This is a genomic window from Rhodococcus sp. NPDC058532, from assembly GCF_042719255.1.
Taxonomy (GTDB): Bacteria; Actinomycetota; Actinomycetes; order Mycobacteriales; family Mycobacteriaceae; genus Rhodococcus_G.
Window position 1 is genome coordinate 49,030 of the sequence record NZ_JBHXNU010000014.1, and the last position, 21,162, is coordinate 70,191.

The window sequence follows — 21,162 nt, forward strand, 5'->3', positions numbered from 1 at the left end:
CGTCGCACGCCGGGCGGGCGCGGCGGGGTGCGACGCGCATGCGCCGGACCGATCCGGCGGCGCGGCCTTCGATAGGCTGTGCGCAGCATGTCCACCACACCACCCGCCGCGCAGCCAGGCCTCGACCGGCGCGAGATCACGCGACTCCTCCCCGACCTCACCCTCCGCGACGAGCACCGGTTGCGGCGCAAACTCGACCGTGCCCGCAGCCCGGAGGCCCTCGCAGCGCTCGGCCGGGAGGTCGGCCAGGCGCAGGCCCGGATCGCGACCCGCCGGTCCCGGGTGCCCGCGACGACCTACCCGGAGGCGCTGCCGGTCAGTGCCCGCCGCGACGACATCGCCGCCGCGATCCAGGCCCACCAGGTGGTGATCGTCGCCGGTGAGACCGGCTCCGGCAAGACCACCCAGATCCCGAAGATCTGCCTCGACCTCGGCCGCGGCATCCGCGGCCTGATCGGCCACACCCAGCCGCGCAGGCTCGCCGCCCGCACCGTCGCCGAACGGATCGCCGAGGAGCTCGAGTCCGACCTCGGCGACGCCGTCGGCTACACCGTGCGGTTCACCGATCAGGTCTCCGACGGCACGCTGATCAAGCTGATGACCGACGGCATCCTGCTCGCCGAGATCCAACGCGACCGGCTGCTGCGCCGCTACGACACGCTGATCATCGACGAGGCGCACGAACGCAGCCTCAACATCGACTTCATCCTCGGCTACCTCAAGCAGCTGCTCCCCCGCAGGCCCGACCTGAAGATCATCATCACCTCCGCGACGATCGACCCCGAACGGTTCGCCGAGCACTTCGCGGTCGACGGGGTGCCCGCCCCGATCGTCGAGGTCTCGGGCCGCACGTTCCCCGTCGAGATGCGGTACCGCCCGTTGACCGTCCACGTTGGCGAGCAGACCATCGATCGGGACCCGGTGGACGCGGTCGGCGAGGCCGTCGAGGAACTGCTGGCCGAGGGCGACGGCGACATCCTGGTGTTCCTGTCCGGCGAGCGGGAGATCCGGGACACCGCGGACGCGTTGCGGGACCGCAGGATCCGCGGCCTCGACATCCTGCCGCTGTACGCGCGACTGTCCGCGGCCGAGCAGCATCGGGTCTTCGAACGGCACACCGGCCGGCGGGTGGTGTTGTCCACCAACGTCGCCGAGACCTCGCTGACCGTCCCCGGCATCCGGTACGTCATCGACCCCGGCACCGCCCGCATCTCCAGGTATTCGGTCCGCACCAAGGTGCAGCGGCTGCCGATCGAGGAGATTTCGCAGGCCTCCGCACGACAGCGCGCGGGACGGTGCGGCCGCGTCGCCGACGGCATCTGCATCCGGCTGTACTCGGAGGAGGACTTCGACGCGCGGCCGGAGTTCACCGAGCCGGAGATCCTGCGCACCAACCTGGCGTCGGTGGTGTTGCAGATGACGGCGCTCGGACTCGGCGACATCGAGGCGTTCCCGTTCGTCGAGAAGCCCGACCCGCGGGCGGTGCGCGACGGCATCGCGCTGCTCGAGGAGCTCGGCGCGCTGGTTCCGGCCCGCAAGGACGCCGCAGCCGAGCTCACCCCGATTGGTCGGGAACTCGCGCAGATCCCGGTCGACCCGCGGATGGCACGGATGCTCGCGCAGGCCAACCACACCGGCTGCCTCCGCGAGATGCTCGTGATCGTCTCCGCGCTGTCCATTCAGGACATCCGGGAACGTCCCGCCGAACACCAGCAGGCCGCCGACGAGAAGCACGCCCGGTTCGCCGTCACCGGTTCCGACTTCCTCGCATACACCACGCTCTGGGAATACCTCCGTACCCAACGGAAGGAACTGTCGTCGAGCCAGTTCCGGAAGATGTGCAAGAACGAGTACCTGCACTGGCTGCGCATCCGAGAATGGCAGGACCTGCACGGGCAGCTGTCGCAGATCACCCGTTCGCTCGGCTGGTCGGTCGCCGACACCGAGTCGTCCCCGGATGCGGTGCACCAGGCGCTGCTCGCCGGGCTGCTCTCCCACATCGGGTTGCGCGAGGGCGACAAGCGGGACTTCCTTGGCGCCAGGGGCGCCCGGTTCGCGATCTTCCCCGGCTCGTCGCTGTTCAAGAAGCCCCCGCGCTGGGTGATGGCCGCCGAGCTCGTCGAGACGTCCCGGCTGTGGGGCCGGATGGCGGCGGGCATCGAGCCGGAGTGGGCCGAGAATCTGGCCCCGCACCTGGTCAAGCGCACCTACTCGGAGCCGCACTGGTCCACCAAGCGGGCCTGTGCGATGGCGTACGAGCGGGTCACGCTGTACGGCATCCCGCTGGTCGCGAAGCGCGCGGTCACCTACTCGTCGATCGACCCCGAGGCGTCACGGGAGCTGTTCCTCCGGCACGCCCTGGTCCAGGGCGAGTGGCAGACCCAGCACACGTTCTTCCACGCCAACCGGGCATTGCTCGACGACGTCGAGGAGATGGAGACCCGGGCAAGGCGACGGGACATCCTCGTCGACGACGAGGCGCTGTACGAGTTCTACGACCAGCGTGTCGGCCAAGAAGCGGTGTCCGCCAGGCACTTCGACACCTGGTGGAAGAAGGCGCGGCGCTCCGACCCGGACATGCTGACCTTCACGGCAGCGCACGTCGTCAACCCGGAGGCGACCGCCGTGCTCGGCGGCGACTACCCGAACACCTGGCGGCAGGGCGACATCTCCTTCCCGCTGACCTATCAGTTCGAGCCGGGAACCGAGGACGACGGTGTCACGGCCCGCATCCCGGTGGCCCTGCTCGCGCAGGTGCGCGGCGTCGGCTTCGAATGGCTCGTCCCCGGAATGCGGGAGGAGTTGGTCACCGCCCTGATCAAGACGCTACCGAAGACGTTGCGCCGCACCGTTGTTCCCGCCCCCGACTATGCGCGGGCCGCGTTGTCGGCGGTCAAGCCGCGGACCGAGCCGCTGCCGGTCGCGATCGCGCGGGAGCTGACCCGGATGGCGGGCACCCCGATCGCCCCGACCGACTTCGACCTGACCGCGGTCCCCGATCACCTGCGGATGACGTTCGCCGCGGTCGACCCCGCTGGCGCGGTGCTCGGCCGCAGCAAGAGTCTTGACGACCTGCGCGCCGGGCAGGCACCGCGGGTCGCGGCGGCGGTGTCGAAGGCCGCGTCCACCACCGAGCGGGCGGCCGCGGCGGTGTGGACGTCGGAGACCCTCGGCACCGTGCCCGCCACGGTCACCCGGAATCTCGGCGGGCAGAAGGTCGTCGGCTATCCGGCGCTGGTCCCCGAGCCCGGCGGTGTCGCGGTGCGCGTCCTTGCCACGCCGGCCGAGCAGCGGCGCGCGATGCGCGAGGGCACCCGGACGCTGCTGCTTGCCGCGGTTCCGACACCGACAAAGGCCGCGATCGGCGGCCTCGGAACCCGGGATCGGTTGGCGCTGAGCCAGAATCCGCACGGCGGCGTGGACGCGCTCGTCGAGGATGCACGCACCTGCGCCGTCGACGCCCTGATCGATCGACACGGCGGCCCACCGCGCACCCCCGACGGCTTCGACGCCCTCGCCGCGGCGGTGCGGGCCGAACTGCCCCGCGAGGTGGCGGCGCTGGTGCGCCTCGTCGTCCCGGCCCTGGCGCGCGCCCAGCAGCTGCGGGTGCTGCTCGACGGCGCCAGCGGCGACGCCGCCGATGATGTCCGCGAGCAGCTCGACTCCCTGGTGTATCCGGGTTTCGTCGCCGACACCGGCGCGGCCCGTCTCCGCGAGCTGCCCCGCTACCTGGACGCGGCGATCCAGCGACTGGAGGCGTTGCCTGCGTCGGCGGTCCGCGACCGCCAGAACCTCGCCGTGGTGGACGGCGTGTTCGACGCGTACGGCACACTGCTGGCGCGCCTGGATCCGCGGCGACACCACGACCCCGACGTCGACGCGATCCGCTGGATGATCGAGGAGCTACGGGTCGGGCTGTTCGCGCAGTCGCTCGGCACCCCGTACCCGGTGTCGGACAAGCGAATCCGCAAGGCCATCGCGGCGATCGCCCGGTAACACCCCGGCCAGCTGCCGCGACACCCCGTGGGGCGGGGGACGAACCCCATCCGGTCCACCAAGTACGAGGAGACACCGTGGAAGACGACGGACGGATCTGGCGCGCGGCGTTCAACTACGGCCCCGGCCGCCGGGAAAGAGCCTTCCTCCAGGGAAGTTCGGAATCCCGGCCGCAGGCGATCGTCGACGCCCTGACCGCGATCAGGGACTTCGTCGCCGCTCACCCCGGCCCGGTCGACGACCGCGCCACCATCCACGTGGTGCAATACCGGGCAGACACCGAACTGGGAACGGTGCTCGGCGCCACCGACCCCGATCTTCCGGTGGAGGAGCTCGTCGCCCGGACCGAGGCGGCCATCGCCGCCTACGCCAGGGAGCAGGACGAGATGATGCGGCGCACCGAGGAATCCGCAGCGCTCCTCGGCGACGCCCCGACGCTGAGCCCAACGCCGCCCGGGTCCGTTCGCGCACAGTGGGATCGCGTCTCCTCGTGGCTCGACCGCAACCTGCCCGCCGCCACCCCCGCGGGTCTCACCGCCACGCCGGAGGCCGTCGCGGCGGCGGTGACCCGGACCGGCGTCGCGTGGCCCGACGAGTTGATCGACTTCGTCACCGCGGCGCGACAGGACCACCCGCACCGACTGTTTCCCTCGCATGCTGTCCTCTCCCTCGACCAGATGCTCGACGACCACGCGATGATGGTGGACATCTGGTCCGAGATCGATGCCGACGAGGACGGATCCGAACCCGGCGACGGGCAGGTGGTGTCGGAGCAGGCGGGGACACCGGCCTTCACGTTCATTCGCGAGTACGTCCCGTTCGCCGGGCTCGACGGGTACTACCTCGTCGTCGACACCCGGCCCGGACCGATGCACGGTTGCGTGCTCGAGTTCTCCCGCGACGGCGCCGACGAGGTGGGCCCGCGATGGAAGTCGGTGAGCGCCATGCTGACCGATCTCGCCGACAGCCTCGAGAGTGGCGGCGTGTTCGACCGGCTGTGGTACCCGCGGATCACGGACGGCGACCTGGTCTGGGAGCTGCGCGACTGAGGGGACCGGAGGCTACGCCGGAGCGTCGCTGTCCGCCTCCGCCGCTGCCTCCTCGCGATGCACCCGGAGGTCCTTGATCTCCCGCTCGAAATCCTCTGCGGAGGAGAAGGACCGGTACACCGAGGCGAACCGGAGGTAGGCCACCTCGTCCAGGTCCCGCAGCGGGCCGAGGATCGCGAGCCCGATTTCGTTGCTCGGGATCTCGGCTGACCCGCTGGCCCGGACGGTCTCCTCGACCTTCTGCGCCAGCTGGTACAGCGCGTCGTCCGCGACATCGCGACCCTGACAGGCGCGACGGACACCGCGGACGACCTTCTCGCGGCTGAACGGCTCCGTCACGCCGCTGCGCTTGACGACCGACATGACCGCGGTCTCGACGGTGGTGAAGCGGCGGCCGCATTCGGGGCAGGATCGACGACGGCGAATCGCCTGACCCTCGTCCGCCTCCCGCGAATCGACGACGCGCGAATCGGGATGCCGGCAGAACGGGCAATGCATGGCGAATCCTTCGTCTGGACCGTGCCTGCGGACGCACGAACCGCGAAACCCGAGGTCGTCATGCATCCCGAGCGGTCCGAGCTCGTGCGATCCACTGGATGTGGTGGAACCAACAAGGATCGACAATACCGTCGGCTCGGCCATGACCGTTCACTTCCCCCGCGTCAGCCCGCGGACACCGGCACGATCAGCGCCTGCCCCGGATGCACTCCGGTGCCGTCGAGTGCATTCAATTCCACGATCCGTTCCACTGCCCGCTCGACCGGCACCCCCGGAGCCGACCGTTCGGCGACCTCCCCGAGCGACTCCCCAGCCCGCACCTGCACCACACCGGTCCGGTCCGGCACCGCGTCACCGGACTGCCACTGTGCGAGCGCACCGAACGCGACGATCGCGAGGGCGGTGGCCAGGGCGACGACCACGACGGTGCCCCACCCGGTGTCGCCGCCGAACCGGGTGTGCGCCGCCCGCGAGACGCCGGTGCCGGCCGGGCCGTACGACAGCGGGCGGCCGCCGGGCCGGCGGGATGTCCCGTACCGGCGTGCGGCGCGGCGCGGCGCCCTCGGCGGACGGGCGGGGCGCACGGTCAACGCTGGGCCGCCCGCGGTTCGAATCCCCGCTGCCCTGCTCCCGGCTGCCCTGTTCCCGCCGACCCCGAGTCGGTTACCCGCCCCCTCGCCGTCCGCACCGCCGTCGACATCCATCGCCACGCTCATGAGAACCACCGCTTTCTACCTGGTCGTACAGGGTATTCGGACTAGTTCGCACGCTCCTCGCGATCGGCCGGGTTCGTCGTCCGCCGGAAGCGGACTGTCGGGGAGCCCGCCAATTCGAGCCCGCCAATTCGAGGGAGCCCGCCGATTCGATCACCCGTTCGAGGGAACGCATGTTCGATTTCTACCACGCATCGCCAGCAATGTCTCGCATTGATGCGAGAAATGTCGAACAAACGTTTGATGCCCACGGCTTTTGGGTCTAGATTCGTGTCAGAAGCCACAACACACCCAGGCGTCCCACCCGACCCGCCTGCCGCATCACCCGCACCGAGACCCACACCGCTCCCACTCCAAGGAGGCCCTCCATGAAGGACGACAGCTCCCGCGCAGGTACGGCGGCCGCCCCCGGCCTGCCCGACCTGACGGCGGGGCTCACCGACCGGCAGCGTCGCGTACTGGAGGTGATCCGCGCGTCCGTCAGCGAACGCGGGTATCCCCCCAGCATCCGGGAGATCGGTGACGCGGTCGGGTTGACATCGACGTCCTCGGTGGCCCACCAGCTGCGCACCCTCGAACGGAAGGGATTCCTGCGCCGCGATCCGAACCGCCCCCGCGCCGTGGACGTTCGGGGCCTCAACGAGCCGGTACCGGCCACCGACCCACAGGCCGGGTTCGAGCAGGCCGCGGCCGGCGACGCGACCGACGCTGGGGCACCGAAGCCGGCCCTGGTGCCGGTGCTCGGCCGGATCGCCGCGGGCGGCCCCATTCTCGCGGAGGAGGCCGTCGAGGATGTCTTCCCGCTGCCCCGCGAGCTGGTCGGTCAGGGCTCGCTGTTCCTGCTCAAGGTCGTCGGTGAGTCGATGATCGATGCCGCGATCTGCGACGGCGACTGGGTGGTCGTGCGGCAGCAGTCGGTCGCGGACAACGGCGACATCGTTGCCGCGATGATCGACGGGGAGGCCACGGTGAAGACCTTCAAGCGGACCAGGGGCGAGGTGTGGCTGATGCCGCACAACGAGCACTTCGAGCCGATTCCGGGCAACGACGCGCAGATCCTCGGCAAGGTCGTCACGGTGATGCGCAAGGTCTAGCGGACGGACATGCCGACGGGGCCGTGACGTTCAGTCGTCACGGCCCCGTCGGCACCCCTCGGCCGGGTAGACCCGGGCAGCGCAATCCCTAGAGGTTCAGTCCCCTGCCGATGATCTCCTTCATGATCTCGGTGGTGCCACCGTAAATCCGCTGCACCCGAGAATCCAGGTACGCCTTCGCGATCGGGTACTCGCGCATGTAGCCGTAGCCGCCGTGCAACTGCAGGCACCGGTCGACGAGCTCGACCTGCTTCTCGGTGGTCCACCACTTGGCCATCGCGGCCTCCTGGACGGTCAGCTTGCCCTCGTTGAGCAGCTCGATGGACCGGTCGACGAACACCCTCGCGATCTGGGTTTCGGTGGCGAGTTCGGCAAGCACGAACCGGCTGTTCTGGAAGCTGCCGATCGACTTGCCGAACGCCTTGCGGTCCCGGCAGTACTGGATCGTCGACTCCAGGACCGACTCCATGGCCGCGACCGCGACCACCGCGATCGACAGCCGTTCCTGCGGAAGGTTCTTCATCAGGTAGATGAAGCCCATCCCCTCCTCACCGAGCAGGTTCGTCGCCGGGACCCGCACGTCGGTGAAGCTCAGCTCGGCGGTGTCCTGCGCCTTGAGACCGATCTTGTCGAGGTTGCGTCCCCGCTCGAAGCCCGCCATGCCGCGCTCGACGACGAGAAGCGAGAAGCCCTGCGCACCCTTGTCGGGGTCGGTCTGCGCAACGACGATGACGAGGTCCGCGTTGATGCCGTTGGTGATGAACGTCTTGGAGCCGTTGAGGATCCAGTGGTCCCCGTCGCGAACCGCGCGGGTCTTGATGCCCTGCAAATCCGACCCGGTGCCCGGCTCGGTCATCGCGATCGCGGTGATGATCTCGCCGGAACAGAATCCGGGCAGCCAGCGCTGCTTCTGCTCCTCGGTGGCGAGGTCGATCAGGTACGGCGCAACGACGTCGTTGTGCAGCATGAAGCCGGGGCCACCGAACCCACCGCGGGTGGTCTCCTCGGTGACGATCGTGTTGTAGCGGAAGTCCTTGACTCCCCCGCCGCCGTACTCCTCGGGCACCGCCATGCCGAGGAAGCCCTGCGCGCCCGCCTTCTTCCAGACCTCGCGGTCGACGATGTTGTCCTCCTCCCACTGGTCGTGGAAGGGAGCGACCTCCTGGTCGAGGAACTTCCGGTAGGACTCACGGAAGAGTTCGTGCTCGGGCTCGAAGAGAGTGCGTTCCATTCGCCCAGGCTAGGCCCGGCCGACGGCCCGGTCGATGACCCGAACGAGCACAAACTGTGACCGGCGCGACACCGTCACGCCGGTCGGAGGCTCAGCTGCCGGCGCCCGACTCGGGGGTGCGGCCGTCGAACAGGTCCCGCACGAACGGGACCGTGTCCACCAGCGAGGCGGCCATGGTTCCGCTGTGGTCGGTCGGGTAGGTCCTGAAGGTCACCGGCTCCCCGTTGCGGGCGAGCGTCCCGCCGAGCAGCAGCGTCGACGGCATGATGATGTCCGTGTCCTTGAGGCCCTGACCGATGAAGAACGGCTTGTCGTAACCGGTTTCGGGAATGCCCATGTAGTCGGTCAGCACACCGTGCACGTTCGGGATCGACGACAGCGGCTTCGCGAACACCGTGCCGAGGACCAGGCCGGCCACCTCGTCCTTGAGGTCGCCATAGCAGAGGGTCTCGGCCTTCCCCAACAGGCCGAGACCCGTCTCGTTCAGCAGGCCGGGGACGCCGAGTTCCGGATGCGCGGCATTCAGGCCCGCGAGAATGTACAGGGCGTAGACGGTCAGACCGGCGGGCAGCGCGACCGGCGGGAAGCCCGGACCGGCCTGCGCAACAATGTTTTCGATGTATGCCGGGACCCCGGTGCCGACCGCGCCGCGGTAGTCGAGGGTCGGGCCGCCCAGCTCGGTGGCGTAGCGCGCCGTGGTGATGGCGGCGCCGCCCCCCTGCGACTGGCCGATCGCCACCCAGGCGTTCGACAGGTCGGGTTCGACGCTGCGCCCGGCCTTCACCATGTCCACCACGCTGTGCGCCTCGGCCCGGCCGTCCAGGTACGGCATCACCCCGGGCGTGCCGAGTCCGGCGTAGTCGCTCGCGACGATGGCGTAGCCCTGATCGAGCCAGGTACCGAGGTACGCGAAGTCGCGGTCGCGGGCGCCGGGCCCGACCACCGACGGCGCACAGTCGTCACCGAGACCGACGGTGCCGTGCGCCCACGACAGCACCGGCCAGCCGCCGTCCGGGGGCGTCCCCTCCGGCACGAACACGGTGCCGGTGCTCAGCGCAGGCTGCCCGTTCGCGAGGCTGGTCCAGTAGGTGAGGCGTTCCGCCCGCGCCGTGCCCGGGTACCAGAGATCCTGCGGCAGTGGCTCGCTCGCGACGACGGTGCCCGCGGCCGGGGTGGCGGCCGTCGCCGTGGCTCCGACGGCGAGGACGCCAGCGGCAAGGGCGGCGCCGAGCCCAACGGCAGCGAGTCGAGTAGTCAAGCGATGTGCGCTCACGTGTGTGTTCCTTCGCGTCGGCGGCCCTTCCGGCGCGCGAGGGTCGCGCGGCCACGCACCGGACGCACGGTCGCGTCGCGCTCCTGAGCCGACACGGACACTAGACACGGCCGTGCGGCTCGGTCAACGGCACTCCCACCCGCGGCCGCACCGTGCCGGGCGGTGCCCGGTCCGACCGTCACCCCGCCGCCCAGGCCAGCAGCTCGCCCACCGGCCACGTGTTGACCACCCGGTCGGCGGGCACCCCGCACGCCTGCGCCCGTTCACATCCGTAGCCCTGAAAGTCGAGCTGACCGGGCGCGTGGGCGTCGGTGTCGATCGCAAACACGCAGCCCCGGTCGAGTGCGGTCCGGATCAGCCGCGACGGCGGGTCACGGCGTTCGGGTCTGCTGTTGATTTCGACCGCGGTCCCGAACCGGCGGCACGCCTCGAACACCACCTCGGCATTGAACGTGGACTCGCGGCGGGTGCCGCGGCCACCCTCGACCAGCCGGCCGGTGCAGTGCCCGAGCACGTCGACCAGGGGATTCGCGACCGCGCGCACCATCCTCCGCGTCATCGCGTCGTGGTCCATCGCCAGCTTCGAGTGCACGCTCGCGACCACCACGTCGAGCTCGGCGAGCAGCTCGGGATCCTGATCGAGGCTGCCGTCGTCGAGGATGTCGACCTCGATGCCGGTCAGGACCCGGAACGGTGCCAGGTCCGCGTTGAGTTCGGCGACCACATCGAGCTGCCTGCGCAACCGATCCGCGCTCAACCCGTTCGCCACCGTCAGCCGCGGCGAATGGTCGGTCAGCGCGCAGTACTCGTGCCCGATCAGCGCGGCACGGCGCATCATCTCGGCGATCGGGCTGCCGCCGTCGGACCAGTCCGAGTGCGTGTGCAGGTCCCCACGCAGCGCGGCGAGCAGTTCGCCTCCCCCCTCCCCGATCCGTCCGGCCGCCGCCTTGACCTCGATCAGGTAGTCGGGGACCCGCCCGGACCAGGCCTGGCCGATCACGGTCGCCGTCTTCGGCCCGATCCCGGTCAGCGCCGTCCACGTCTCGGTGCGGCCGAGCCGGTCCCGCTGCTCCGGGGTCAACGCGTCCACGACGTCCGCCGCGCGCCGATACGCGCGGACCCGATGCGTCTCGGCCCGCCCGCGCTCGAGCCAGAAGGCGATCTCCCGCAATGCCTCGACCGGGTCCATGCCCTCCATCGTGGGCCATCGACCGCCGTTCCTCCACCGAGAACGAGCCGAGCGAACGGCACATTCGGTCGATCTGGTCGAGTGAACGCTTCCGTTCAGTCGATCAGATCGAGCAGATGGTCCGTTCGGTCAGCGCCGGCGCGACCGGAACCGTACGACCGCGGCGCCGGCCGCGGCGATGACCACCGCGCCCACCCCGACCAGCGCGGCCGCGACCGCAGCCGATCCGGTACGTCCGGCGAGCGGTTCGTCGACGGGGGTGGGATCCGGCAGCGGGACCAGCGCGGCGGCGCCCCGCAGGACCTGAATCGGGGGCATCGGGCCGTCCGCGGCCTCCGACCCGCTCACCAGGTCGCCGTCCGGGGTGAACGCGATGGCCTCGCCCTGCGGCTGATGCGGCATCGGCACCCGGACCGGTGTCGCACCGGTCAACGCCGCGACGACATCACCGTCCGCCGCCGGATACAGGTAGAGGTCGGTGTACGTGCGGACCGCCACCACCCGGCCGTCACCGCTGACCGCGCCCCCGGTCACCAGGACCGACGACGCGACGGGCAGCGGGCCGCCCGGGGTGTCGGTGGGCGCGACGGTGAGCTGGCCGACACGACGAAGCGGTGTCGGTCCGGCCGGGAGCTCGTCGAGGGGAAGGTCGGTGGTGTAGATCCCCGACGGCGCGAGCACCTCCTTCGTCACGATCACCGGGCGGCCGTCCCGCCCGACGAGGAAGGCCTCGGCGTCGTGCGCACCGTCCGGGTAGCCGAGCAGGTGGGTCGAGCCGGACCCGGTGCCGGGATCCAGGACGGTCAGCGCCACCGACGACCGGACCCGGGCGTTGTCGCCGGTGTCCGACAGCCACAGCCGACCGTCGACCAGCGCCAGGTCCTCGACATCGGTGGGGGTCGCGGGCACCGGCAGCGCCCCGGTCACCGCACAGTCGGGGCCGAGAACCCAGAGCGTCCGGTCGGTGCCGCTGTCCCCGATCGCGAACATCCGGTCACCGTCCGACGCCAGACCGGACAGCTCGGCGAGCCCGGGATCCGTTGGCGTGCACAGGGTCTCCAGCGGCGCATCGACCACGGCCGCACCGCTCGAGGGTGCGGCCGATGGGCCGCCCTGCGCGAGAGCGGGGACGGCCGACACCCCGGCCATCCCGCACACCGCGGCGGCGACCACGGCCAGTCGGGTCCGCACGGCAGCGCTCATTCCTGGCATGGTCGGGCTGCTCCTCGGCGTCAGACGGCGCTGCGCCGGAACCCGTCCAGGGCGGAGGCCAGCGCCTGCGGCACCTTCGCCCGGACCAGGGTGCCCTCCGCTTCGTGCGCCGACTCGAGAATCCGCCCGTCCGCATGAATCCGGGCCACCAGGTCGCCGCGGGTGTACGGCAGCAGGACCTCGACCTCCACCTCGGGTGGGCTGACCATCTCGGCGAGGGTGGCCCGCAGATCCGCGATGCCCTCGCCGGTCCGTGCCGAGACGAACCTCGCGCCCGTCAGCAGACCCCGAAGTTGGGTGAGGGTGATCGGGTCCGCGGCGTCGATCTTGTTGACCACCAGGAGTTCCGGCGGGGCCGGGGCGTCCGATTCGCGCAGGACGTCGGTGATCACCTCCCGCACCGCCTTGATCTGGTCGGTGGGCAGCGGGTCGGAGCCGTCGACGACATGCAGCAGCAGATCCGCGTCGGCGACCTCCTCGAGCGTGGACCGGAAGGCCTCGACCAGCTGGGTGGGCAGGTGCCGCACGAACCCGACGGTGTCGGTGAGCACGTACTGGCGGCCGTCGGCGAATTCGGCCTTCCTGGTGGTCGGGTCCAGGGTCGCGAACAGCGCGTCCTGCACCAGAACCCCGGCGCCGGTGAGCGCATTGAGGAGGCTGGACTTGCCCGCGTTGGTGTAGCCGACGATCGCGACCGACGGGACGTCGCTGCGCAGCCGCCGGGTGCGTTTGGTGTCGCGGGCCGCCTTCATCCCCTTGATCTCGCGGCGCAGCTTCGCCATCCGTTCCCGGATCCGGCGGCGGTCGGTCTCGATCTTCGTCTCACCGGGACCTCGCAGACCGACACCGCCGTTGCTGCCTGCCCGGCCGCCCGCCTGCCGTGACATCGATTCACCCCAGCCGCGCAGGCGCGGGAGCATGTACTCCATCTGCGCCAGCGCGACCTGCGCCTTGCCTTCGCTGGAGGTGGCGTGTTGGGCAAAGATGTCCAGGATCAGCGCGGTGCGGTCGATCACCTTGACCTTGACGACCTTCTCCAGCGCCGTCAGCTGGGCGGGGGTCAGCTCGCCGTCGCAGATCACCGTGTCCGCGCCGGTCGCGAGGACCACCTCCCGCAGTTCCTCGGCCTTGCCGGAACCGATGTAGGTGGCGGCGTCCGGCTTGTCGCGGCGCTGCACGAGGCCCTCAAGGACCTCCGAGCCCGCGGTCTCGGCGAGCGCGGCCAGTTCGGTCATGCTGGCGTCGGCCTGGTCGGCGGTGCCGGAGGTCCACACCCCGACCAGCACGACCCGCTCGAGCCGGAGCTGCCGGTACTCGACCTCGGTGATGTCGGTCAGTTCGGTGGACAGGCCCGTGACGCGGCGCAGGGCGCTGCGTTCGTCGAGCTGCATCTCGCCGACCGACGGGTCGTGGTGGCCGTTGATCGGGTGATCGCGGTGGTCGGTGCGGGGGGTCATGTCGTCTGAGTTCGTCATACACCCCAATCGTCCCACGCCCGACGACCGCGACGCATCCGGATTACAGCGACGACCACCAGGTCTCGTCGATGCTGCCGGATGCCACCAGGACGGACGGCCCGCGCAGGGTCGCCTTGCCCGCGTCGATGTCGACGACGACCTCCCCGCCGGGGACCCGGACCCGCACCTCCCCGTCGGATCGGCCGGCGGCCCGCAGCGCGGCCATCGCCGCGGCGACGGTGCCGGTGCCGCAGGACCGGGTCTCCCCCACCCCGCGTTCGTGCACGCGCATGTCGACGGCGCCGTCGGCGAGCGGGGTGAGGATCTCGACATTCACCCCGTCGGCAAAGAACGCGGCATCGAACTGCGGCGGCGCGGTCAGGTCGAGCGCGGCAAGCGACTCCGCGGTCAGGTCCTTCACCACGCACGCCAGGTGCGGGTTGCCGACGTCGATGCCGAGCCCGGTGAACTCGGTGCCGTCGACGGTCGCCGTCGAGGGTCCCAGTTCCCGGACCAGACCCATGTCGACGGTCACCTGGGCGGTCGCCCCCGCGAGGCGGTGCACCACCACCGGGCGTGCCCCGGCCCGGGATCCGACGACGAACTCGTCGGCAAGTTCGAGGCCCGACGCCCGCAGGAAATGCGCGAAGACCCGGACCCCGTTGCCGCACATCTCGGCGATCGATCCGTCCGCGTTCCGGTAATCCATGAACCAGTCGTCGACCCCGACGCCCTTCGGCAGGGCGTCGAGCACGCCCGCCTCCTTGAGCACCCCGGCGCGCGCGACGCGCAGCACCCCGTCGGCGCCGAGTCCCCGGCGCCGGTCGCACAGCGCCGACACCCGGGCCGGGCCAAGGTCGATCGTCGCCTCCAGGTCGGGCAGCAGCACGAAATCGTTCTCGGTGCCGTGCCCCTTGCTGAACTGCATGGCGGTGGTCGGGGCGACCGCGGTCATCGATGCGGCGGCGCCGAACAGGCTCATCCGGGCGGCCAGGTGGTCGGCGATGTTCATCGGATGCCCTCCCGGTCGTGACGGGCCGCACCGCGACCGCTCGCGGCAGCGGTTCGCTGCCGCGTGATCTCGTACAGACACACCGCGCCGGCCGACGGCGCGCCAAGCGAACTCGCGGCACCGCCGATCGGGATGCTGGCGGTGACGTCGCAGGCGCCGCGCCAGGCGGCGCTCATGCCACGGGTCTCGTTGCCGATCACCAGGATCGTTCCACCTCTCAGGTCGTGGTCGGCGATCGTGACACCGCCGTGCTCGTCGGTGCCCACGATCTGCAACTCCATCTTCTGGCGGTCACGGAACGCGACCACCTCGTCAGGATCTGCGGCGGTGTACACCGGCATCGCGAACAGCGAACCGGTGGACGCGCGCACACTCTGCGGATCGAACGGGTCCGCGGCGTGCCCGGTGACCACCACCGCGTCCGCCCCGAACGCGTCGGCGCTGCGGATCAGGGTACCCAGGTTGCCCGGTGACGACGGCCGGTCGAACACCACGATCAGCGGGGCCCGCTCGGACCGGGTCACGGTCAGCGTCGACACCGGGCGGGTCCGGGTCTTCCCGACCGCGATCAGCTCCGGCGCCGACTCGGCCCGCTCCCCCAACTCGGCGAGCAGCTCCCCCGCGACCCCGACCGAGTCCCCGGCCCATCCGGCGAGGACGCCCCTGGCCCATTCCGACAGCGGCGGCCCGTCCACCCGGTACAGCAGCGTCTCGATCGGCCAGTCGTTGTCGAGGGCGAGGGTCAGCGGACGGACGCCCTGGATCAGGAATCGGCCCGCCTTCGTCCGCTTCGCGCGGGTGGTCAGGTACGACTGCCACTGTTGAAAGCTGGCGTTGCGCACCGTCACCTTGCGCATCCCGGTCGCGTCGCGGGCTCCGCTGCGCGGCGGTCCCCCCGCCGCCCGGGGGGTGGTCTTCTTCGTCACTGCATCTCCGTCTGCTTCTCGACAATCGTCAGGGCCGCATCGATCAGGTCGGGTCGGGCCGCGTCGAGCCACTGCACCCGGCGATCCCGTCGGAACCAGGACCGCTGCCTGCGCACGTACCGCCGGGTTCCGATCAGGGTCCGCTCGCGGGCCTCGTCGAGGTCGTACTCGCCGTCCACCGCGGCGAGCACCTGCGCGTACCCGATCGCGCGGCGCGCGGTGACCCCGACCCGGAGCCCTCCCGCCACCAACTCCGCCACCTCGTCCACGAGACCGGACGCGAACATCGCCCTGGTCCGCTGGTCGATCCGCTCGTCCAGTTCGGCGGTGTCGCGGTCGACGCCGAGGACGACCGTCCCCCACCGCGGCTCACCGATCGTCGGCGCGGACGCCGCGAACGGCCGCCCGGTCAGTTCGACCACCTCCAGCGCGCGGACCATGCGGCGGCCGTCGGTCGGCAGGATCGTGGCGGCGGCAGCCGGGTCGACGCGGGTCAGCTCCGCGTGCACACCGGCGACCCCCTGCTCCGCGAGCACCGCCTCCCACCGGGCCCGCACCCGCGGATCCGTCGCCGGGAACTCCCAGTCGTCGAGCAGCGACTGCACATACATCATCGACCCGCCGACGATCACCGGCACGGCCCCCCGCGCGGCGATCGCCTCCACGTCGGCCCGCGCGGCCAGCTGGTATCGGGCCACCGTCGCGGTCTCGGTGACGTCGAGGACGTCGAGCTGATGGTGCGGGATGCCCCGCCGCTCCGCGACCGGCAGCTTCGCGGTGCCAATGTCCATCCCGCGGTACTGCTGCATCGCGTCGATGTTCACGATCTCGCCGCCGAGCCGCTCGGCCAGCGCGAGCCCGAGGTCGGACTTGCCGGTCGCGGTCGGGCCGAGCACCGCGATCGGGCGCACGCTTCCCGTCACGGCAGCCACATCCCCACGTGATAGCCGACCCCGTAGGGGGCGCCCTGGTAGTCGGTGCGGCACCGGGCGGGTGGGCCACCGAACAGCGCGGCCAGCGCCTGCCACGCCGGGCGGCCCGCGATCCCGAGGCCGGTGCAGATGACCGGGTCCAGTGCGGCGAGATGGTCGACGTCGCCGGAGCGGAGCGCGCGGTCGAGGTCGGCCTGCGCTGCGGGGGCACGGTCGTCGAAGGAGCCGGGCGCCTTCGCGGTCAACGTTGCCGCACCGTCGGCGACCACCAGCACGCCCCGCGGCCGGGGATCCGCGTCCAGCCGGGCCCGCAACCGGCGGCCAAAGTCGACGCAGGACGCCGGTGGGGTGTCCGCGCTGAGGACGACCGTGTCGAACTCCGCGTCGGGTGCCGCCCTGCCGCGCAGCCATCCCGCCGTCAGCGTCGCGAGGGGCAGGGTCGGGTCCGCGACGCCATGCTCGCCTGCCGCCCCCGACGCCACCCGCACGTCAGCGCCGTAGCCGCGAAAGGTTCCCCGCACCCCCGCCGCGACCTCGGTGTCCGTGTCCCCGACCCCGATCACCGTCCACACCGCCGCCAGTCTCCCCAGCTCGCCAGCGACGGCGATGCTCGCGGCCCGGAGGTCGGCGGTCTCCGCGGCCGCCGCGCCCGCCAGTTCGGGAAGCAGCAGGGGCGGCGAGGAAACCAGTGCGGCGGCGGTGAACACACCGCCCAAGGTAGTCGCCCCGTGTCGACGGTCCGCGACCAGATCGACCCCGCACCGCCGCACAATCCCGACTCTCGCGGTCCGAACTGTTTCAATGGTCGTAGACACCTCGTTCCGGGTTGAATGGAACCAGCGCGCACCGACGAGCGGATCGGCGTGCGACGAGCGAGGCAGCGGCAGCCGTGACGCGCGGCAGAGATGAGGAGTCATGACCGACACCAGCGCACCCAAGCCCGGCGCCCCGAAGCCGGGCACGCCCAAGCCGGGCGCCCCGAAGCCGGGCACGCCCAAGCCCGGTGCGGCCAAACCCGGTCCCGCGAACATCGCTGCCCACGCCGCCGTGCACGCCCCGGCCGCAACACCCCCGAGCGACCCGAGCCGATTCGGGCGGGTCGACGAGGACGGCACCGCGTGGGTCACCACCGCCGACGGCGAACGCCAGATCGGGTCCTGGCAGGCAGGCGACGCCGCCGAGGGGCTGGCCCACTTCGGCCGCCGGTACGACGACCTGGCCACCGAGGTCGGACTGCTCGAGGCCCGCCTGACCTCCGGCACCGGCGACGCCCGCCGCACCCGGACCGCCGCCGTCGCCCTGGCGGAGACCCTGCCGACCGCCGCCGTCATCGGGGACATCGACGCCCTCGCGACCCGCCTCGACGCCGTCATCGCCGGATCGCAGGAGGCCGCCGAGGCGGAGAAGGCCGAACGCGATCGCGATCGCGAGGAGCACACCCACCGGAAGGAGGAGTTGGCCGCCGAGGCGGAACGCATCGGCGCCGAGTCCACCCAGTGGAAGGCCGCGGGCGACCGACTCCGCGAGATCCTCGACGAGTGGAAGTCGATCCGCGGTGTCGACCGCAAACTCGACGATGCCCTGTGGAAGCGGTACTCGAAGGCACGGGAGGCGTTCAACCGGCGCCGCGGGGCCCACTTCGCCGAACTCGACCGCGAACGCGCCGCCGCCAAGACCCGCAAGGAGGAACTCTGCCAGCGCGCCGAGGACCTGCAGGAGTCGACCGACTGGGGCCCGACGGCGGCCGCCTTCCGTGACCTGCTCGCCGAATGGAAGGCATCCGGACGCGCCCCGCGGGAGGCCGACGACGCGTTGTGGAAGCGGTTCAAGGCCGCGCAGGACGTGTTCTTCGGCAATCGCAACGCCGCCGCGTCCGAGCGGGACGCCGAGTTCGAAGGCAACGCGGCCGCGAAGGAGGACCTGCTCAAGGGCGTGCACATCGATCCGAGTAAGGGCCTCGACGCCGCCCGCTCCGCGCTCCGGGACCTGCAGGAGAAGTGGGACGAGATCGGCAAGGTCCCCCGCGAGAAGATGCACGACCTCGAAGGTCGACTGCACGCCATCGAGAAGACGGTCCGCGACGCCGCCGACTCCCAGTGGCGGCGCACCGACCCCGAGGCGATGGCCCGCGCCGCCCAGTTCCGGGAGCGGGTCGCCCAGTTCGAGGAGCAGGCAGCGAAGGCGACGGCCGCAGGCAAGGCCAAGGACGCGGAGAAGGCCCTCGCCCAGGCCAAGCAGTGGCGCGAATGGGCCGACGCCGCCGAGGGCGCCGTCAGCGACCGATAGACGGCACCGCCGTCAGCGACCGATAGACGGCACCGCCGTCAGCGACCGATAGACGGCACCGCCGTCAGCGACCGATAGACGGCGCCTGCCAATAGGTCACGCGTCCGGCCGACGACTCCCCGTCGTCGGCCGGACCGAATGACTGACGCGCGCCGCGCCGTGTCGGGTCGCCGCTCCCGCTCGGGGTCAGCGATCGCCCCACAGCAGTTGGTCGCCGCGCTCCGCGGTCTGCCGCCTGCGCTCCTCCTCTGCGGCCAGCTGGATCGCGGTGCGCTGCCACACCACGTGCACCCAGTGGAACGTCAGCACCATGATCAGGATCCAGCCGAGGATCAGCCCGATCCCGGGACCGGCGCCGGGTGAGTTCGCGTCCAGGGTCTGCCTGGACCAGATCGCCAACATCCCGAACACGCTCGCGACGGCAGATCCGGCGACCGCGACCCAGGCCAGCGCCCAGCGGCGGGTGGCCAGCGCGAGCATCGCGAACACCACGCCGAACACCAGCGTCAACCACACGAAGACCCGCGACGGCAGCGCAATGTCCTCGGCGAGGGCCACCTCGTTCCCCGCGAGGACGTCCCATCCCTTCGCGGCACCGGTGTGCGGGAGCGCGAACGTACCCGCGAGCAGCAGGACGCCGACGGCGACGACCAGGGCCCGCATGCCGGGGTCGATCTCGCGGGCCACCTTCCTCTCGGCGGCGTCGATGTCCTTCCGGAACTGTTCGCTGGGGTCGGCGGGCTGGTTGTCGCTCATGCTCCACATCCGGTCACGGTCGGCAGCGGTGCGGGCGCACCGATCTGCGGGAGCCCCAATCCGATACCGATCGGCGGGGTCTTGGGGGTGATGCCACGTTCGTGCGAGTCGCCGGCACGGGTGCGCCGATGGGTGAGGACGGCGTCGTCGGCGACCAGGTGATGGGGTGCGGCCCCGGTGACGGCGACCGTGACGACGTCACCGGGACGGATTCCGCCGTCGAGGTTGCCGTCCGGCCGGAAGTGCACCAGCCTGCCGTCGCGGGCGCGGCCGCTCATCCGCTGTGTCTCGGCGTTCTTGCGGCCCTCGCCTGCCGCCACGAGCAGCTCGACCTCGGTGCCGACCAGTTTGCGGTTCTCCTCGAGCGTGATCTGCTCCTGCAGTGCGATCAACCGGTCGTAGCGTTCCTGCACGACCGCCTTCGGCAGCTGCCCGTCCATCTCGGCGGCCGGGGTGCCGGGCCGCTTCGAGTACTGGAACGTGAATGCGCTGGTGAACCGCGCCTGCCGGACGACGTCGAGGGTGGCCTGGAAGTCCTCCTCCGTCTCACCGGGGAACCCGACGATGATGTCGGTGGTGATCGCGGCGTGCGGCATCGCGGCCCGCACCTTCTCGATGATGCCGAGGAACTTGGCGGCGCGGTACGAGCGGCGCATCGCCTTGAGGACGCGATCCGACCCGGACTGCAGCGGCATGTGCAGCTGCGGGCACACGTTCGGGGTCGCCGCCATCGCCTCGATCACGTCGTCGGTGAACTCGGCCGGGTGCGGGGAGGTGAACCGGACCCGCTCGAGGCCGTCGATCTCGCCGCAGGCGCGCAGCAGCTTCGCGAACGCGCCCCGATCCCGGGGGATCTCCAGGTCGGCGAAGGAGACGCCGTACGCATTGACGTTCTGGCCGAGCAGGGTGACCTCGAGGACGCCCTCGTTCACCAGCGCCTGCACCTCGGCGAGAATGTCGCCGGGGCGGCGGTCCACCTCCTTGCCGCGCAGCGCGGGCACGATGCAGAAGGTGCAGGTGTTGTTGCAGCCGACGGAGATCGACACCCAGCCGGAGTAGGCGGAGTCCCGCTTGGCGGGCAGCGTGGACGGGAACGCCTCGAGCGAGTCGATGATCTCGACCTGCGCCTCGTCGTTGTGGCGGGCGCGTTCCAGCAGCACCGGCAGCGACCCGATATTGTGGGTGCCGAACACCACATCCACCCAGGGCGCCTTCTTGACCACGGTGTCGCGGTCCTTCTGCGCGAGGCAGCCGCCGACCGCGATCTGCATGCCCGGGTGCGCGTCCTTCGTCGGGCGCAGGTGGCCGAGGGTGCCGTACAGCTTGTTGTCGGCGTTCTCGCGGACCGCGCACGTGTTGAACACGAGCAGGTCGGGGTCCGAGCCGGGCGCGGCCTTGGTGTACCCGGCGTCCTCGAGCAGACCGGACAGCCGCTCCGAGTCGTGCACGTTCATCTGGCAGCCGAAGGTGCGGACCTCATAGCTGCGCGATGCGGGGGTGTCTTGGTCGATCGTGTCCACCAGTCCAGGGTACGGGCC

At 71.2% G+C, this 21,162-nt stretch carries 17 protein-coding genes; 4 read left to right on the forward strand and 13 right to left on the reverse strand.

From position 1 onward, the window contains the following. The first annotated feature begins 87 nt into the window (after positions 1-87). Positions 88-3,996, forward strand: a complete 3,909-nt coding sequence (gene hrpA, locus ACFWQG_RS16840; protein ID WP_378508775.1) for an ATP-dependent RNA helicase HrpA — start codon at positions 88-90, stop codon at positions 3,994-3,996. A 77-nt stretch (positions 3,997-4,073) separates the two neighbouring features. Further along, a complete protein-coding gene (locus ACFWQG_RS16845) occupies positions 4,074-5,045 on the forward strand; it encodes an SMI1/KNR4 family protein (protein ID WP_378508776.1) in 972 nt (323 codons plus the stop codon). Positions 5,046-5,057: 12 nt separating this feature from the next. On the opposite strand, the gene nrdR is transcribed toward ACFWQG_RS16845, so the two are convergent. Beyond that, positions 5,058-5,543 carry a transcriptional regulator NrdR gene (gene nrdR, locus ACFWQG_RS16850; protein ID WP_378508777.1) on the reverse strand — a complete coding sequence of 162 codons (486 nt, stop codon included), beginning with the start codon at positions 5,541-5,543 and terminating at the stop codon, positions 5,058-5,060. Positions 5,544-5,707: 164 nt separating this feature from the next. Further along, a complete protein-coding gene (locus ACFWQG_RS16855; RefSeq protein WP_378508778.1) occupies positions 5,708-6,259 on the reverse strand; it encodes a LysM peptidoglycan-binding domain-containing protein in 552 nt (183 codons plus the stop codon). Positions 6,260-6,624: 365 nt separating this feature from the next. Between ACFWQG_RS16855 and lexA the strand changes: the two genes are divergently transcribed. After that, a complete protein-coding gene (lexA, locus tag ACFWQG_RS16860; RefSeq protein WP_378508779.1) occupies positions 6,625-7,350 on the forward strand; it encodes a transcriptional repressor LexA in 726 nt (241 codons plus the stop codon). 88 nt (positions 7,351-7,438) lie between these two features. Here the strand turns inward: lexA and ACFWQG_RS16865 are convergent, their stop codons facing one another. The 9 genes from ACFWQG_RS16865 to ACFWQG_RS16905 form a co-directional block, all read right to left on the reverse strand. Then, positions 7,439-8,581, reverse strand: a complete 1,143-nt coding sequence (locus tag ACFWQG_RS16865; protein ID WP_378508780.1) for an acyl-CoA dehydrogenase family protein — start codon at positions 8,579-8,581, stop codon at positions 7,439-7,441. Between the two features lie 91 nt (positions 8,582-8,672). Next, the gene (locus ACFWQG_RS16870) at positions 8,673-9,854 is read right to left on the reverse strand and encodes a lipase family protein (RefSeq protein WP_378508781.1); all 1,182 of its coding nucleotides are present in this window, start codon (positions 9,852-9,854) and stop codon (positions 8,673-8,675) included. 178 nt (positions 9,855-10,032) lie between these two features. Beyond that, positions 10,033-11,043, reverse strand: coding sequence for a PHP domain-containing protein (locus ACFWQG_RS16875; protein ID WP_378508782.1), 1,011 nt, complete (start codon positions 11,041-11,043; stop codon positions 10,033-10,035). Positions 11,044-11,172: 129 nt separating this feature from the next. Beyond that, on the reverse strand, positions 11,173-12,246 hold the full coding sequence (locus tag ACFWQG_RS16880) for a hypothetical protein (protein WP_378508783.1): 1,074 nt from the start codon (positions 12,244-12,246) through the stop codon (positions 11,173-11,175). A 29-nt stretch (positions 12,247-12,275) separates the two neighbouring features. Continuing rightward, positions 12,276-13,712: a GTPase HflX gene (gene hflX / locus ACFWQG_RS16885; RefSeq protein ID WP_378508856.1), complete on the reverse strand. Its 1,437-nt coding sequence runs from the start codon at positions 13,710-13,712 to the stop codon at positions 12,276-12,278. A gap of 61 nt (positions 13,713-13,773) precedes the next feature. Further along, on the reverse strand, positions 13,774-14,640 hold the full coding sequence (dapF, locus tag ACFWQG_RS16890) for a diaminopimelate epimerase (protein WP_378508857.1): 867 nt from the start codon (positions 14,638-14,640) through the stop codon (positions 13,774-13,776). Between the two features lie 80 nt (positions 14,641-14,720). Further along, entirely contained in the window at positions 14,721-15,581 is an 861-nt protein-coding gene (locus ACFWQG_RS16895; RefSeq protein WP_378508858.1) for a TrmH family RNA methyltransferase, read from the reverse strand. A gap of 65 nt (positions 15,582-15,646) precedes the next feature. Beyond that, the gene (gene miaA / locus ACFWQG_RS16900; RefSeq protein ID WP_378508784.1) at positions 15,647-16,582 is read right to left on the reverse strand and encodes a tRNA (adenosine(37)-N6)-dimethylallyltransferase MiaA; all 936 of its coding nucleotides are present in this window, start codon (positions 16,580-16,582) and stop codon (positions 15,647-15,649) included. Further along, positions 16,570-17,289, reverse strand: coding sequence for a hypothetical protein (locus tag ACFWQG_RS16905; protein ID WP_378508785.1), 720 nt, complete (start codon positions 17,287-17,289; stop codon positions 16,570-16,572). Before ACFWQG_RS16905 ends, miaA begins: the two co-directional genes overlap by 13 nt. 208 nt (positions 17,290-17,497) lie before the next feature. Between ACFWQG_RS16905 and ACFWQG_RS16910 the strand changes: the two genes are divergently transcribed. After that, on the forward strand, positions 17,498-18,868 hold the full coding sequence (locus ACFWQG_RS16910; protein WP_378508786.1) for a DUF349 domain-containing protein: 1,371 nt from the start codon (positions 17,498-17,500) through the stop codon (positions 18,866-18,868). A gap of 186 nt (positions 18,869-19,054) precedes the next feature. Here the strand turns inward: ACFWQG_RS16910 and ACFWQG_RS16915 are convergent, their stop codons facing one another. Together ACFWQG_RS16915 and miaB are read right to left on the reverse strand one after the other, a co-directional pair. Next, a complete protein-coding gene (locus ACFWQG_RS16915; RefSeq protein ID WP_378508787.1) occupies positions 19,055-19,624 on the reverse strand; it encodes a hypothetical protein in 570 nt (189 codons plus the stop codon). Further along, positions 19,621-21,144: a tRNA (N6-isopentenyl adenosine(37)-C2)-methylthiotransferase MiaB gene (gene miaB / locus ACFWQG_RS16920; protein ID WP_378508788.1), complete on the reverse strand. Its 1,524-nt coding sequence runs from the start codon at positions 21,142-21,144 to the stop codon at positions 19,621-19,623. Before miaB ends, ACFWQG_RS16915 begins: the two co-directional genes overlap by 4 nt. Between the last annotated feature and the right edge of the window lie 18 nt (positions 21,145-21,162).

Coding starts and splice junctions, on each gene's coding strand:
- hrpA (WP_378508775.1), top strand. CDS start 88: ATGTCCACCACACCACCCGCCGCGCAGCCAGGCCTCGACCGGCGCGAG.
- nrdR (WP_378508777.1), bottom strand. CDS start 5,543: ATGCATTGCCCGTTCTGCCGGCATCCCGATTCGCGCGTCGTCGATTCG.
- ACFWQG_RS16855 (WP_378508778.1), bottom strand. CDS start 6,259: ATGAGCGTGGCGATGGATGTCGACGGCGGTGCGGACGGCGAGGGGGCG.
- lexA (WP_378508779.1), top strand. CDS start 6,625: ATGAAGGACGACAGCTCCCGCGCAGGTACGGCGGCCGCCCCCGGCCTG.
- ACFWQG_RS16865 (WP_378508780.1), bottom strand. CDS start 8,581: ATGGAACGCACTCTCTTCGAGCCCGAGCACGAACTCTTCCGTGAGTCC.
- ACFWQG_RS16875 (WP_378508782.1), bottom strand. CDS start 11,043: ATGGACCCGGTCGAGGCATTGCGGGAGATCGCCTTCTGGCTCGAGCGC.
- ACFWQG_RS16880 (WP_378508783.1), bottom strand. CDS start 12,246: ATGAGCGCTGCCGTGCGGACCCGACTGGCCGTGGTCGCCGCCGCGGTG.
- hflX (WP_378508856.1), bottom strand. CDS start 13,712: ATGACCCCCCGCACCGACCACCGCGATCACCCGATCAACGGCCACCAC.
- dapF (WP_378508857.1), bottom strand. CDS start 14,640: ATGCAGTTCAGCAAGGGGCACGGCACCGAGAACGATTTCGTGCTGCTG.
- ACFWQG_RS16895 (WP_378508858.1), bottom strand. CDS start 15,581: ATGCGCAAGGTGACGGTGCGCAACGCCAGCTTTCAACAGTGGCAGTCG.
- ACFWQG_RS16910 (WP_378508786.1), top strand. CDS start 17,498: ATGACCGACACCAGCGCACCCAAGCCCGGCGCCCCGAAGCCGGGCACG.
- ACFWQG_RS16915 (WP_378508787.1), bottom strand. CDS start 19,624: ATGAGCGACAACCAGCCCGCCGACCCCAGCGAACAGTTCCGGAAGGAC.